Raw genomic sequence first — 15,774 nt, 5'->3', positions numbered from 1 at the left:
AAGAGGGAGAGAAATAATGAAATTTATGGAAAAACTTTTAGTGGGGGAAAAGGTTGAGTGGAAGAAACTGGGGGAAGTTGCAAATTGTTTTTCAGGAGGTACTCCAAAAACTAGTAATAGTAGTTTTTATGATGGTGAAATTCCTTGGATACGTTCAGGAGAAATTAATTTTAACGTTATAAAGAAATCTGAAAGAAATATAACTAAAGAAGGATTAGAAAAATCATCTGCAAAAATGATAAAAAAGAACAGTGTAGTTTTAGCAATGACAGGTGCAACTGTCGGGAGAACAGCGGTTGTTGAGATTGAAACAAGCTCTAATCAATCTGTAGCAGCAATTGAAACTAACAACAGGATTATTAATTACAAATACCTATTTTATTTTTTAGCTAAAGAATATAATAATTTAAAAAAATTAGGTCAAGGAGCGTTAACAAGTCTAAATTTAAGTATTATAAAAAATATAAAAATTCCAGTTCCTTCAATAGAAACACAAGAAAAAATTGTAAAAATATTTGATAGTTATACAGAATATGTTACAGAATTACAAGAAAAATTGAAAAAAGAATTACAGGCAAGAAATAAGCAGTATAACTATTATAGAGATATGTTGTTAAGTGAAGATTATTTAAATAAAATTTCAAATAAGATTTTTATGCAATTAGATAATATAATTCATAAAACAAAATTAATTGAAATAGCTAAATTAAGTAGAGGAAAAAGATTAGTAAGAAGTGAATTGCATGAAAATGGTCAATATCCTGTATTTCAAAATAGTTTAACTCCTTTAGGATATTATAACAATAAAAATTTTGATGGAGGAAAGACTTGTATTGTCACAGCTGGAGCAGCAGGAGAGATTTTTTATCAAGATAGGGATTTCTGGGCTGCGGATGATGTACTTGTAATAACAACAGATGATATTTTAAATAAGTATTTATATTATTTTTTGTTAAATAAGCAAAACTTAATAAAATCTAAAGTCAGAAAAGCAAGTGTTCCAAGATTATCAAGAGATGATATTGAAAAAATAGAAGTTTCATTACCTCCAATAGAAATCCAAAATAAAATTGTAAAAATTTTAGATAGGTTTCAGGAACTTCTTTCTGATACAAAAGGACTACTTCCTTTAGAAATAGAGCAAAGAAGAAAACAATATGAATATTATCGAGAAAAACTCTTGACATTTGATGAAGGAGAAGGGTATGCTTTAAGCACAGCACAGCACAGCACAGCACAGCACAGCATAGCACAGCACAGCACAGCACAGCACAGCGACAAATAACAAGTAAATTTTTTGAATTGCTAAAAGAAGCAGCAAAGGTTGTGAGCATTGATATAAATGATAAAGTTGAATGGAAAACATTGAGTGAAGTAGCAAAATATTCAAAAGATAGAATATCATTTGAATATTTAAATGAAAAAAACTACGTTGGAGTAGAAAATTTATTAAAAAATAGATTAGGTAAAATAGATTCAAATAATGTTCCAACAGAAGGAAATTCAGTAAAATTTAATATGGGAGATATTTTAATTGGAAATATAAGACCATATTTGCGTAAAATATGGCTTGCTGATATTGAGGGGGGAACGAATGGAGATGTTTTAGTAATTAGCATAGATAAGAAACATAAAAATAAAATATTATCTAGATATCTTTATCAAATTTTATCGGATGAAAAGTTTTTTGATTATAACATCAAGTATTCAAAAGGAGCTAAAATGCCACGTGGAGATAAAGAAAAAATAATGGAATATAAAATCCCGCTACCTCCATTGCCAGTACAAGAATATATCGTATCAATTTTAGATAAGTTTGATGCTTTAGTCAATGATTTATCACAGGGATTACCAAAAGAAATAGAATTAAGACAGAAACAGTATGAATATTACAGGGAAAAATTATTGAACTTTGAAAAATAGACATTTAAAAGGGGGAAGATAAAGGAAGTGAGTTTAAATGTCGGAAAAAAGTGCGATTTATGAAAGATCAACAATTGCTGAGATGACGAATGGAATTATTTTAGCTAATTATGAAGAAATACTTCAAGTTCAAGATACATATCAAAGTGAAAAAGAACTTGAAGATGGGATGATAAGGGATTTAGAAAGTCAAGGTTATGAAAGATTTTATGGGAAGACATCGGAGGAACTTTATAAAAATTTGAAGATTCAAATTGAAAGATTAAATAAAGTTGCTTTTACAGATAAAGAATGGGAAAGATTTTTAGTGGAATATCTTGATTGTCCAAATGACGGAATGATTGAGAAAACTAGAAAGATTCAGGAAAATTATATCTATGATTTTATTTTTGATGACGGACATTTGAAAAATATAAAAATTATTGATAAAAAAAATATACATAATAATATTTTACAGGTTTGTAATCAAATTAAGCAAAAAGGTAAGCATAAAAATCGTTATGATGTAACGATATTAGTTAATGGATTGCCACTTGTTCATATAGAATTGAAAAAACGTGGAGTAAGTCTTCATGAGGCATTTAGTCAGATTGATAGATACGGCAAGGAAAGCTTCAATGCTGAAAATTCACTTTATAAATTTGTTCAGATTTTTGTAATTTCAAATGGAACTTATACTCGTTATTTTGCAAATACTACGGCACAGAATAAAAATCATTATGAATTTACATGTGAGTGGGCAGATGCGAAAAATAAAGTTATTAGAGATCTTAAAGATTTTACAGCAACATTTTTTGAAAAGCGAACTATTTTAGAAGTTTTGACAAAATATTGTGTTTTTGACTCAAATAATACACTACTTATAATGAGACCTTATCAGATTGCAGCGACAGAACGTATTTTGTGGAAGATAGAATCTAGTTATCAAAATAAGAAATCTGGGAAAATTGAAGCTGGAGGATTTATTTGGCATACTACAGGTTCAGGAAAAACTTTGACTTCTTTTAAAACGGCAAAACTTGCTACAGAGCTTGAATATATTGATAAAGTGTTTTTTGTGGTTGATAGAAAAGACTTAGATTATCAGACAATGAAGGAATATCAGAAATTTCAGCCTGATAGTGTAAATGGTAGTAAAGATACAAAAGAACTTAAACAAAGTATTGAAAAACAGGATAACAAAATAGTTGTTACAACAATTCAAAAATTAAATGAATTTGTCAAAAAAAATCCAAGCCATGAAATTTACGATAAACATTGTGTCATAATTTACGATGAATGTCATCGTTCACAATTTGGAGATGCACAAAAAAATATTAGAAAATCTTTTAAAAATTATTATCAGTTTGGATTTACAGGAACACCAATTTTTCCTGAAAATGCTCTTGGAAGTGATACAACAGCTGGAATTTTTGGAGCTCAATTACATAGTTATGTTATAACAGATGCTATTCGTGATAAAAAAGTTTTAAAATTTAAAGTGGATTATAATGATATTAGGGCAAAATTTAAAGCAGCTGAAACAGAAACAGATGATAAAAAGCTCAAGGAACTTGAAAAAAGAATGTTGTTACATCCTGAGAGAATTTCTAAAATAGTAGAATATATTTTAAAAGTATACAATACAAAAACTCATAGAAATGAATATTATAATATAAAACAGAAACGGCTAAACGGATTTAATGCTATATTTGCTGTTCAAAGTGTAGAAGCGGCAAAACTTTATTATGAAGAATTTCAAAAACAGCAAGAAAATTTGCCTGAAGAAAAAAGACTGAAAGTAGCGACAATTTATAGTTTTGCTGCGAATGAAGAGCGGAATGCGATAGGAGATATTCCTGATGAAAATTTTGAGCCAAGTGCAATGGAATCGACAGCGAAAGAATTTTTGGATAAAGTGATATCTGATTACAACGATTATTTTAAAACAAATTTTTCAACAAATGGAAACGAATTTCAGAATTATTATAAAGATTTGTCTAAAAAGGTTAAGGATAAAAAAATTGATATTTTAATTGTTGTGGGAATGTTTTTGACAGGTTTCGATGCACCAACATTAAATACTTTGTTTGTTGATAAGAATTTGAGATACCACGGATTAATTCAAGCGTTTTCAAGAACAAACCGTATTTTGAATAAAGTTAAAACTTTTGGAAATATTGTATGTTTTAGAGATTTGGAAAAGGCTACAAAAAATGCTATTAAAACTTTTGGAGATGAAAATAGTGTAAATGTAATTCTTGAAAAAAGTTATAACGACTATATAAAGGGATTTAAAGATGAGGAAACAGGAAAATCAGTAAAAGGATATATAGATTTGTGTAATGAAATAGTTAAAAAATTTCCAAAGCCTGTTGAAATTGAAAAAAATCAAGATAAAAAGGAATTTGCAGAATTATTTGGAGAATTGCTTAAAACAGAAAATATACTTAAAAATTTCGATGAATTTGAAAATTTTGAGAAAATTATATCTGATAGACAAATGCAGGATATGAAGAGTGTTTATGTAGATATTTGTGAAGAAATAAGAAATGCTGGAAAAGATGATCAAAATAATAGTAACGAACAAGGAATTGATTTTTCTGATATTGAATTTCAAATTGATTTGCTGAAAACGGATGAAATTAATTTAGATTATATTTTAGAGTTAATTTTAGAAAAGACAAAAGAACATGATGATATTGAAATATTGAAATCTGAAATAAGAAGAATTATACGTACAAGTTTAGGAACTAGAGCTAAAGAGAATTTAGTTATAAATTTTATTAACAAAACAGATTTAAAAAAATTGAAAAATAATGGAGAAATTCTTGACGCTTTTTATAAATATGCAAAAGAAGAAAAGAAGGAAAAAATTGATGAATTAGTTAAAGATGAGAATTTAAAAGAAGATTCTAGAAGATTTATTGAAAAATCTATAAATAAAGGTTTTGTTGATTATGCTGGCTCTGAATTAGATAGTATTCTTCCGCCAACTTCACGAAGAAAAGGGGCAAGAGAGGTTAAAAAACAATCTGTATTAGAGAAAATACGGAAAATGGTAGAAATTTTTATAGGGATTTAAAATAACAAATTCATTGATTATATTAGATATTTATTATTTAAGTTATGATAAATTTAGGGAGAAAATTGCATCAATAGATTGGTGCAATTTATGTTATAAAAAAATTTTTAACAAAAGATAGCAAGAAGTCTCCGACTTCTATAAGTGGGAGATAAATTGCTTTTTTTATAAAAAAATTGAAAAAAGAATACACCTATGATACAATTTTTGTATAAAATATCGAATAGAAATAATTAAAAATAATATTCAAAATCAAAAGGAGGTGTAATTTCATGAAATATAATTTAGCATTCAAATACAGAATTTATCCAAATAAAGATCAAGAATTGTTGATAAACAAGACTTTTGGATGTGTTCGTTTTGTTTACAATATGATTTTGTATATTGCTAATAAAATTTATGAAGAAACTGGAAAAAATAAAATAATTACACCTGCCAGTTTGAAAAGTGAAAATCAATTTTTGAAAGAAGTGGACAGTCTGGCACTTTCAAATGCTCAATTAAATGTAAAACGATCATTTACGAATTTCTTTCAAAAGAGAGCAAAGTTTCCAAGATTCAAATCTAAAAAGAATAATGTTAAAAGTTACACGACAAATTGTGTGAACAATTCGATACGAATTGAGGAAAATAAATATTTGATTTTGCCAAAATTGAAAAAAGTTAAATTAAAATATCATAGAGAAATACCGAAGGATTACAAGATAAAGTCAGTAACATTGACAAACAGTAATGGAAATTACTATGTTTTTATTTTGACGGAATTTGGAAAGGAAATTCAAAAGGTAGCTAGTAATGATAGAGTAATTGGACTTGATTTTTCGATGTCTGAACTATTTATCAGTTCTGAAAACCAAAGGGCTGATTATCCAAAATATTTTAGAATGTTGGAAGAAGAATTGAAAAAATTACAGAAATCATTATCAAGAAAAGTGAAGTTTTCTAAAAATTGGTATAAGCAAAAAGCGAAAATATCAAAATTGCATGAGTATATTAAAAATTGTCGAAGAGATTTTCTACATAAATTGTCGAAAAAATTGTCTGAAACATATAATGCTGTGGTTGTTGAGGATTTGAATATGAAAGGGATGAGCCAGGCATTAAATTTTGGGAAAAGTGTAGGAGATAATGGGTGGGGAATGTTTTTGAGAATGCTTGAGTATAAACTGATGTTTTTAGGGAAACAATTTTTGAAGATAGATAAGTGGTTTCCATCGTCGAAAACTTGCAGTAAATGTGGAAATATTAAAGAGGAGCTGAAATTATCAGAAAGAAGTTATAAATGTGAGTGCTGTGGAATTGAGATTGATAGGGATTATAATGCTGCAGTGAATATAAAAAACATTGGAAAATTGATGTTGGAATATTAGGAAAATTAAAAAAACAGGGCAGGGACTGTCCGAAGAGCTTGGTAAATATATTTGGCTAATAAAAGCAGATACTTCCCAAGAAGCTCCCGCTTCTAAAAGCGGGAGTAGTTCACAAAATTGACAAAAATTCCTATTTGCAAATCAGTTATCACAATTTTTGAAAGAAAAGAAACTGGATTAGGTAAAGAAAGTATGCGTTTTAGTTATAGTGAACTTGCAAAATTGATATTAGACTTCAGAGGAAAAAATTGATAAAATAAGTTCAAGAAAATTAAAAGTACAACTGTAATTAAAAAATGACATATAAAAATTAGGAGGAAATATTATGAAATATGTAACTTTAAACAATGGAGTAAAAATGCCAATATTAGGATTTGGAGTATTTCAAATTGATGATATGAAAGAATGTGAGGAAGCAGTCTATAATGCGTTAAAAGCAGGATATAGATTAATTGATACAGCAGCAGCATACGGAAATGAAGAGGCAGTGGGAAGAGCTATAAAAAGAAGCGGTATACCGAGGGAAGAAATTTTTGTTACAACAAAATTATGGGTAAGTGATGTAAATTATGAAAAGGCAAAATTAGCATTTGAAACATCTTTAAAAAAATTGGATTTGGAATATATTGATTTATATTTGATACATCAGCCATTTAATGATGTTTATGGAGCTTGGAGAGCGATGACAGAGCTGTATAAGGAAGGGAAAATAAAAGCAATTGGTGTAAGTAACTTCTATCCTGCCAGACTGGTTGATTTTATTATAAATAATGAAGTAGTGCCAGCTGTAAATCAGGTGGAAACACATCCTTTCAATCAGCAGGTCAAAGCAAATAAAATAATGAAGGAATATGGGGTTCAAATAGAATCATGGGGACCTTTTGCAGAAGGGAAAAATGGCATATTTGCAAACGGAATTTTATCTGAAATTGGTAAAAAATACAACAAATCTGTGGCTCAGGTAATTTTAAGATGGTTAATTCAGAGAAATATAATTGCAATACCTAAATCAACAAGAAAAGACAGAATTGAAGAAAATTTCAATGTATTTGACTTTGAATTGAACAGTGAGGATATGGGAAAAATATCTGAACTTGATAAAAAGGAAAGTTTATTTTTAAACTATGATGATGTAGAAATAGTAAAATGGCTTAATGGAAGGAAATAATAAAAATAAGAGGGAGATTTCTTCCCTCTTATTTTTTAAGAATCTTTACTAAAACTATCAAATATTTTTTTATTTCATTTTTTATATTTTTCTTACAGACACAGTAGAAAGTCATTTTTGCTTCCTTGTCAGCAATTGGAATTGAAATATTATTTTTAAAATTGTCTTCACGTTCAAGTGTGAAATTTGAACGGAAATGTAGTAAATTTTGCATTTCAGCTAATTCCTGATAAATAATCCTGTCACTTTGGATAAGGAAGTTCATATTAGGCATTTTTTCTAAAACTACATCCTTCCATATTCCGATTGGATTGAATAAGAGCATTCTGTCATCTGTAATATCTGAAAAATGTATTTCCTTCTTTTTAGCCAGTGGATGACTTAGAGGAACTGATAAAAATAATCGTTCAGTTTTATATTTTATGCAGAAAAATTCAGAATTATCAATAGGTTCAGAAAGAATAATCATCTGATAAATGTCATTTTTAAGTTTTTCAAATAACTGAAGATTATTTTCTATTTTATGAAGAATATATTTTTCAGGATAAAATCTTCCAAATAATGAAATCATATCCCACAATGGAGCCGGAGCACATGAACCGATTGAAAAATTATTTTGAACCAGATTATTTTTATTAACTTTTTCTTCCATTTCATCTATAAGATTAAGTATTTTTTCTGCGTACTGGATAACAGTTTTTCCATTTTCATTTAATTCCATCTTATTTTTTTTCCTGTCAAACAGTTCAACCCCTAAAGTTTTTTCCAGCTTTTGTATCGAACGGGAAAGGGCAGGCTGTGAAATATACAATTCTTCAGCAGCTTTTGATAATGTTCCATATGTTGCAAATGCAATAAGCTGTTTAAGTTGTTCCAATTCTATCATATTAATCACCTCATATAATTTTTATTTCTAGTATGCATTTTAATTATAGCACATTTTCTAAACGGTATTGTATTTTTATCTTAAATTTTAGTATTATAACTATATATAAAGATAAGGAAATAAAAATAAGAAAATGAAGGAGATTATATATGAAAAACTAAAAATTTAAATTCCTTACTGATTTATGATATAATTGTATTATTATAAAATCATGGAATGGAGTTTAACTATGAATAAAGAAAGATTGGCAGCTTTTATGGATGCCGTACTTGCAATTATTATGACAATTCTTATATTAGAACTGAAAAAACCTGAAACAGCAACTTTAAAAGCACTTTGGAATCTGAGAGTAGATTTTTTTGCATATACGCTTTCATTTTTCTGGCTTGGAACAATGTGGGTAAATTTGCATAATGAATGGCATAAAATAAAATATATTACACCGTCAATTGTCTGGGTAAATGTAGTACTACTTTTCTTTTCCTCATTTTTTCCATATGTAACTTCTTTTGTCACTTTATATTATAACAGTAGTGTAGCGCAAGGATTTTATGGGGTAATAGTTCTGGCTGTTACATTCTGCAATATAATTTCGTTGTATCTGATAGAAAAGGTAAATAAACATGATAAAGAATCGCAGGAATCATTAAAAACAATGATAAGATGGATAAAAGTTAATATAAGTATAAAAATAATTGGGTTAATAATATCGTGTATATTTTATCCGCCTGCAATGATGATAAGTGTTTATATTACTTTACTTGGAATTGTACTTCCCGCACAATATAAGGCGGCAAAAAGAAGAAAAGGAACTTTTAATTGATGAAATAGCCTATCTGGTTGGATATACGGAACTTTCATCGTTTTATCGTGCATTTAAAGGATGGATAGGGAAAACAGTATTGCAGTATAGAAAAGAAAAAGAATAAATATTAAAATACGTCATAAATTTGGCGTATTTTTTTCGTTGCAAAATGGAACGAAAAATGGAACGAAAATCTTTTCGTTGCAAAAGTGATAAAAATGAAGTATAATTAATTTGTAAAAATATTGTTTTAAGTAGATTATATAAATGGAGGGTTTATATGAGAAAAGAAAGCAAAAAAATAGAATTTAAGGAAAAAATAAGTAAAAGTTATTTGAAAACAGTTTCTGCTTATTCTAATTATAAAGATGGAAAAATAATTTTTGGGATAAACGATAATGGAGAAATTATAGGGCTGGAAAAAGTGACAGAAAATAAACTTAATATAGAAAACACCATTAACGACAGTATAAAACCTAAGCCAGAATATACATTGGATGTTGAAAAAATAGAAGGAAAAAATTGTATTGTTTTAAATGTGAAAAAAGGAGATTTTCCGCCATATTATTACAATGGTAAAGCCTATAAAAGAAATGACACATCAACAGTTGAAGTAGACAGAGTTGAATTGAACAGGCTGATACTACAGGGAAGTAATCTAGATTATGAAACAATTGAAATAGAAAATGAAAAATTAGAATTTAAGTTTTTAGAAAAAAAATTAAAAGAAATAGTAGGAATAAAAGAACTGAACTTGGATATACTAAAAACATTGAATTTATATGAAAATAAGAAATTTAATATAGCTGCTGAACTTTTTGCAGACAATAATAATAGAAAATTTTCTGGAATTGATATAGTAGTTTTAGGTGAAAATATAAATAAAATATTATTAAGGGAAAATATTGAAAGAAAATCCATACTTGAACAATATTCTGACGCAATCAGTACATTTGAAAGATATTATGAATATGAAGAAATAGTGGGAGCTGAGCGTGTAACAAAAGAAAAAATTTCAAAAGAAGCTTTCAGGGAATCTGTTGCAAATGCAATAGTTCATAGATTGTGGGATATAAATGCGAATATAAAAATAGTAATGTCAAATGATAAAATTGAGATTATATCGCCAGGAAGTTTACCTCCAGGAATGTCAGAAGATGAATATATGAGAGGCTATGTTTCAGTTTTGAGAAATCCCATAATAGCAAATATTTTTTATAGACTAGGAATAATTGAAAAATTTGGAACAGGAATAAAAAGAATAAAATATGAATACAGGGAAAATTTTGTAAAACCGTCTTTTGAGATATATGAAAATAGCATAAGAATAACTTTACCAATAATTGAAACAGTTCCAAGTAATTTAGTCAATGGGGAAGTAAAAGTTTTTGAAATTCTTAAGAAGCGTGAAAAATTAAGTAGAAAAGAAATCGAAGAATTAAGTGGCTATAATAAATCAAAAGTTATAAGATCGATAAATGGTTTAATTGAAAAAAGTATTGTTGAACAGTTGGGAAAAGGACGTTCTGTAAAATATCAATTAAAGAAATAAGAGAAAATTATTTTTTTCGTTGCAAAAGTATAAATCGTATTGATTTTTTTCAAAAAGACTATATTATAATATAGAGGTGGTTTTAATGATAGTTACAAATTATTCGAGTCTGAGAAAGGATTTGAAAAAATATTGTGACAAAGTTATTGATGATTGAGAAGCAATAATCATAACAAGAAAAAACGATAAAAATGTAGTACTGATGAGTTTAATAGTTTGATAGAAAATCTTTACATCATGTCAAATAAGAAATACTGCAATAAACTGTTAAAAAGAAAAGAGAAAGCGGGGAATATACAAATGCATGGTATAATTGAAGTAGAATAATGAATTCGGATGAGAGGAATAAAAATGGAGCTGTCCTGTTATGAAAAAAATAGTGAGTCATCTCTATTTTGAAACAGGAAATGAATACAGGGAATAATTATATTAAAAATAACAGAGTTTAATTTGTATATCAAAAATTAACAGCTACAGAACATATTATATGGACAGATAACTCTAAAGTTCTTGCAATTTATGAATTAAGATATTATTTCGATTCTAATGGAAAAATTGTAAGATATGTAGATGAAAAAGGAAATATTCACGAAAATGATTCACAGATGAGAGAAGAAGATAAAGAGATTAGGAGATTTAAATTGAATTTTTTAGGAAATAGGTTATAAGTTTAAAATAAAAGTGATATTAGCTTAAAATTTGTAATATCACTTTATAGGGTGTGTACAAAATTTTGGGTGCAGTATACTTATTTTTTCTTATATTTATTTCCATATTCGTTCATTAAATCAAAAATGGGTTTTAGTTCACTACCTTTCTTTGTAAGAGAATATTCTACTTTTGGTGGAACAACTGGATATACTTTTCTTACAACTATTCCATCACTTTCAAGTTGTCTTAAATTTTCAGTTAAAACTTTTGCACTGATTCCGACTATAGATTTTGTTAATTCATTATATCTTTTTGTACCAGTTAATAAATCCCTCAATATTAGTATTTTCCATTTATTAGCTATTAATGAAGCAGTATATTCAACTGGACATTCTGTATATATTTTTCTCATAAAATCACCTCTTGTATTCATTATATCATCATATGATACTTTAAGTAAGTACAAAAAAAGAGCTGTCTCAAAATTTAAAAATTTTAAATAATTCAAAAATACAGCTCCCACATTATTTTTAAATTTTCTTTTTGAGACAAACCCTATTAATATATAATACCATCATTTTCAGTATATGAAGTTAATGAATTTTCCTTTACTTGAACACATACATAGCTGATACCTTCATCATCTGCGGCTGCAAATTGTCTTTTACCATTAGGGGATATTTTAATTACATTTCCTTTTTTTATTTTAACAACTTCACCATCAATTGTCAGAGTACCTTTACCCTCTGTAATTATATATATTTCCTCATTTTCTTTATGTGAATGAACAAATGGTACGCTTACACCTGCAGGTAAACTGTTAAAACTTACTTCCGCTCCTGTTAATCCTAATGTTTGATGAAATTCTGTTCTTGCTCCATCCGCAATTCCTATTGAATAATTTTTCATATATGATTCCTCCTTTTCTTTTATGTGTTTATTTTATAACATAATGAAACAAATAGCAAGAATGCACTTTTTTGTTATATAGTTACCTTTTGGTATAAATTGTGGAAATACGAAGAAAAATTATTGAATAAAGGCTCTATAATATATATGGGGTGGAAAAAGAAATAAAAAAATAGTATAAATACAAATTCCTTTTTTATGTGTTATTATGCTGCACCATCCAACCATATCCTTGTACTGCCATATCCACGAAATGGTTCATGAGCAGAGATACCTTGGAATCAAATGTTGCTTTATCATAGCTTTCAGGCAAATCATCGTTCAGCGATAGTTCTACCTCATGTTTTAACTTAGCACATGGCTGTTCATCCTTGTACCAATCTACTACAAGAAGACTACTACGATTGTCGACTAGCTTCTTATAAAGGTTCTTAGCTGAGAGTTTTACTTTTTGCTCTTCGGCCTGTGTTAATTTCTTTCCAGCAATCAGCAAATCATAGATTTCCAGCTCTTCTTCTGTAAGACCTTCTATATTTGCACGATTATCTTCCTGACGAAGTTCTTCAAGAAGTTTTACAAGTTGCTCGTAATAATCCTCATTTTTAGTACCACCTGCGTTATAGGAATCAATGATGCGTTTGAAACGTTCTGAGAACTTGTTTCTTGTACAGTTTCTATTAAGCATGTGTTCGAGTGCTTGCTCAATGTATTCCTTAAGGTCGTTAATCTCAATAGCTTTATACTTAGCAACCTTGATTTCTTTTCTCAATAGCTCGACATCAATCTTAGAAAGATCAATAGCCTTTGTGCCTTTTATCATGTATTGTGCAGGTTCCTCACGTACATAATTAACAAACTCTTGACTTGCTGTAACACTGCCATCCAGAATCTGATTCATTTTCTGTCTGGCACGAGCGACTTTTTCATCATCAATAGTGTGATAAAAAAGACCATGCAGATACACAAGCGGTGCAAACTTATCGTTGCTCCAATTCTTCTCAAAGATTTCTGGCTTTGATGCTTCATAGAGATTCGTCAAAGTATTGAGGATAACTTTGAACTCCTCTTTATTATCATCTTTGGCAACGATAGTGTCATAGGCACTTCGTAATAACTCTAGCTTATCAAGAGTATTTGAATCATCAATTATCTTTTCCAAATTAATATCTAAAGATAATAAGAAAGAATCTGCTTCATCGATTGTACCGTCGATATAGCCTATTAGCTGGTCAATATCCTTCGTAGGGAATTCTGTTCCGTCATCACCAGTGGCATATTCTGTTAATGCTTTCTTCATGTATTTAAACACGTTGACATAATCCACGATGATTCCGGCAGGTTTTCCTGGATACACTCTGTTTGCACGAGCAATTGCCTGCATCAGTGTGTGTCCTTTCATCGGCTTGTCCAAGTAGAGTGTAGAAAGATTCTTTACATCAAATCCTGTCAGCCACATCGCACAAACGAATACGAGCTGCAACGAATCATTAGGATCTTTGAATCTATCCTCAATATCTCTGCCATCTGGTGTGATTTCTTTCATCTTTGCACGATGCTCAGATATCTTTAAACCTTGCTTTGCAAACTTGGCTTCTTCATCATTTTCCTCTGAAATGATAACAGCCATTTCAACCTTATTCATATAAGCAAGAATACGAGTGAGCTGTTCACATTTTTCTTTGGTAGAAGCTGTGTTTCGCTCTTTCATGATATACTGCTTTTCTATAGCCCAGTAATGCTGAACCTTATCATACATTTTGACAGCAGTATATTTATCGACAGATACAACCATACCTTTTCCCAGAAAGCCTCGTCTTGGGAAGTGATAGGCAATATCCTGTGCAACCTTGTCCAGTCTGTCATCACGCTTGATGACCTCTAAAATACGAGAAGATGCGTTTTCTAACAGACGTGTTTCATCCTCGTTTAAATTTTCTTCTTCGATAATGTCCACAATGTCATCGTCAAGGAAATCATTCTCAAGCCCAACTTCCGGAACTCGTCTGGAATAGAATAAAGGTACTGTAGAGCCGTCTTCAACAGACTGTGCAAAATTATACTCTGATACATAATCTCCGAACCACTGATTTGTCAGACGTTTTGTGCCAAGGAGTGGCGTTCCGGTAAATGCAACAAAATTAGCATTCGGAAGTGCAGTTCTCATGTTCTCTGCCAAATCCTTATACTGCGTTCTATGTGCTTCATCAACAAGGACAATAATATCGTCACGAGTAGAAAGGACGGGATATTTCTTTGTCTTATCGTATCTGAACTTATGAATCAAAGTAAAGATAAAAGCCTTATTGGTAGTTAGAAAATCTCTTAACTGCTTACTATCCTTAGGCTGGCATTCTTCTTTAGAACCAATAACCTCAGTACGTACGAAGTTCTTATGAATCTGAGTATCCAAATCCTCACGGTCTGTAATAACGAGGAACGAGAAATTACCTTGAATCTTACGCTTCATTTTACGTGTAAACATAACCATAGAATAGGATTTGCCTGAACCCTGTGTATGCCAGAAGACACCAAGCTTTCCATTAAGCTCTTTTCTGTTCTTGACTGATTCCATCAGATTATTAACGCCTAAGTACTGGTGATTCTTTGCAATAATCTTTATTCTCTGATTTTCAAAGAGAATGAAGTTTTCAATATAGTCAATCAATCTATCTTTGTTAAGAAGACCATCTACAAAATATCTGACAGAGCTATCCTTAACATTATCCGTAGCAAGAATTGCTTCTCTGTCCAGTTTTTCTTTTTCGCTATCAACCTTGAGCCATTCAAAAAAATAGTCATAGGTTGCATTAAATGCACCAAGCTTCGTCTCCAAACCATTTGAAAGCACACAAATCTGATTAAATGCAAAGAGATTCGGAATATCTCGGATATAATCTTTCAGATTCTTGTTGTAGGCTTCTTCAATCTTAACAATACTATTTTTCAGTTCAATAAACACAAGGGGCATACCATTGACAAAGATAAGAATATCCGGTCTTCTGTAGTAGACCTTCCCCTGAATCCACATCTGAGATACCGCTGTGAAAGTGTTGTTCTCTGGATGCTCAAAGTCTATCAATTTTACAAAATCAAAATCTTCCTTGCCGTTTCTACGAACTGTGATTTTTATATTATTACGGATTTGCCTATATAATTTGTAGTTGGTATCTACAATGTCCGTTCCTGTATAATCTTGCCTTAACGTCTTTACTATCTCTTTAATTTTATCTTCTTCGATAGTTGGATTGATACGCTTTAGGGAAGACAGCATAACATAGGGAAGAACACATTCCTTCTTAGAAGCTCTTCCTGTGCCATCATTCAAATCATCACGCTTGCTTGGATCAGCATCACAAATGAGGATATCATATTTAAATGGTTCAGCTTTTAATTTTGAAAGTATAGCCTGTTCAATATCGTCTTCAGATATAAAATTACGCATATGA

General features: G+C 29.6%; 13 protein-coding genes. 9 read left to right on the top strand and 4 right to left on the bottom strand.

The features are described 5' to 3' along the window. The first annotated feature begins 25 nt into the window (after positions 1–25). From J5A73_RS05705 to J5A73_RS05685, 6 genes are all read left to right on the top strand, one after another. Positions 26–1,285, top strand: coding sequence for a restriction endonuclease subunit S (locus J5A73_RS05705; protein ID WP_211613788.1), 1,260 nt, complete (start codon positions 26–28; stop codon positions 1,283–1,285). Positions 1,286–1,326: 41 nt separating this feature from the next. After that, on the top strand, positions 1,327–1,923 hold the full coding sequence (locus J5A73_RS05700) for a restriction endonuclease subunit S (protein ID WP_211613786.1): 597 nt from the start codon (positions 1,327–1,329) through the stop codon (positions 1,921–1,923). 37 nt (positions 1,924–1,960) lie between these two features. After that, complete coding sequence (locus tag J5A73_RS05695; RefSeq protein ID WP_211613784.1) at positions 1,961–4,987, top strand: type I restriction endonuclease subunit R; 3,027 nt, start codon at positions 1,961–1,963, stop codon at positions 4,985–4,987. A 272-nt stretch (positions 4,988–5,259) separates the two neighbouring features. Beyond that, positions 5,260–6,357: an RNA-guided endonuclease TnpB family protein gene (locus J5A73_RS05690; RefSeq protein ID WP_211613782.1), complete on the top strand. Its 1,098-nt coding sequence runs from the start codon at positions 5,260–5,262 to the stop codon at positions 6,355–6,357. 117 nt (positions 6,358–6,474) lie between these two features. Beyond that, positions 6,475–6,609, top strand: coding sequence for a hypothetical protein (locus tag J5A73_RS10670; protein WP_256438631.1), 135 nt, complete (start codon positions 6,475–6,477; stop codon positions 6,607–6,609). Between the two features lie 73 nt (positions 6,610–6,682). After that, a complete protein-coding gene (locus J5A73_RS05685; protein ID WP_211613780.1) occupies positions 6,683–7,525 on the top strand; it encodes an aldo/keto reductase in 843 nt (280 codons plus the stop codon). A gap of 28 nt (positions 7,526–7,553) precedes the next feature. Here the strand turns inward: J5A73_RS05685 and J5A73_RS05680 are convergent, their stop codons facing one another. After that, entirely contained in the window at positions 7,554–8,411 is an 858-nt protein-coding gene (locus J5A73_RS05680) for a LysR family transcriptional regulator (RefSeq protein WP_249069160.1), read from the bottom strand. A 229-nt stretch (positions 8,412–8,640) separates the two neighbouring features. Between J5A73_RS05680 and J5A73_RS05675 the strand changes: the two genes are divergently transcribed. From J5A73_RS05675 to J5A73_RS05665, 3 genes are all read left to right on the top strand, one after another. Further along, the gene (locus J5A73_RS05675) at positions 8,641–9,234 is read left to right on the top strand and encodes a TMEM175 family protein (RefSeq protein ID WP_036099590.1); all 594 of its coding nucleotides are present in this window, start codon (positions 8,641–8,643) and stop codon (positions 9,232–9,234) included. Next, a complete protein-coding gene (locus J5A73_RS05670) occupies positions 9,155–9,340 on the top strand; it encodes a helix-turn-helix domain-containing protein (protein ID WP_156894235.1) in 186 nt (61 codons plus the stop codon). Before J5A73_RS05675 ends, J5A73_RS05670 begins: the two co-directional genes overlap by 80 nt. 156 nt (positions 9,341–9,496) lie before the next feature. Then, positions 9,497–10,768 carry an RNA-binding domain-containing protein gene (locus J5A73_RS05665; RefSeq protein ID WP_211613778.1) on the top strand — a complete coding sequence of 424 codons (1,272 nt, stop codon included), beginning with the start codon at positions 9,497–9,499 and terminating at the stop codon, positions 10,766–10,768. Between the two features lie 748 nt (positions 10,769–11,516). Here the strand turns inward: J5A73_RS05665 and J5A73_RS05660 are convergent. The 3 genes from J5A73_RS05660 to J5A73_RS05650 all read right to left on the bottom strand — a co-directional run bounded on the left by J5A73_RS05660 (position 11,517) and on the right by J5A73_RS05650 (position 15,770). Beyond that, entirely contained in the window at positions 11,517–11,831 is a 315-nt protein-coding gene (locus J5A73_RS05660) for a helix-turn-helix domain-containing protein (protein WP_211617339.1), read from the bottom strand. A gap of 146 nt (positions 11,832–11,977) precedes the next feature. Further along, a complete protein-coding gene (locus J5A73_RS05655) occupies positions 11,978–12,328 on the bottom strand; it encodes a cupin domain-containing protein (RefSeq protein WP_094080280.1) in 351 nt (116 codons plus the stop codon). A 196-nt stretch (positions 12,329–12,524) separates the two neighbouring features. Beyond that, positions 12,525–15,770 carry a type I restriction endonuclease subunit R gene (locus tag J5A73_RS05650; protein WP_211613776.1) on the bottom strand — a complete coding sequence of 1,082 codons (3,246 nt, stop codon included), beginning with the start codon at positions 15,768–15,770 and terminating at the stop codon, positions 12,525–12,527. Positions 15,771–15,774 lie beyond the last annotated feature (4 nt).

The organism is Leptotrichia sp. oral taxon 218 (genome assembly GCF_018128225.1).
In the GTDB taxonomy this organism is placed as follows: domain Bacteria; phylum Fusobacteriota; class Fusobacteriia; order Fusobacteriales; family Leptotrichiaceae; genus Leptotrichia.
The sequence above is the reverse complement of the archived record's forward strand: the minus strand, read 5'-3'. Positions and strand labels throughout refer to the sequence as shown.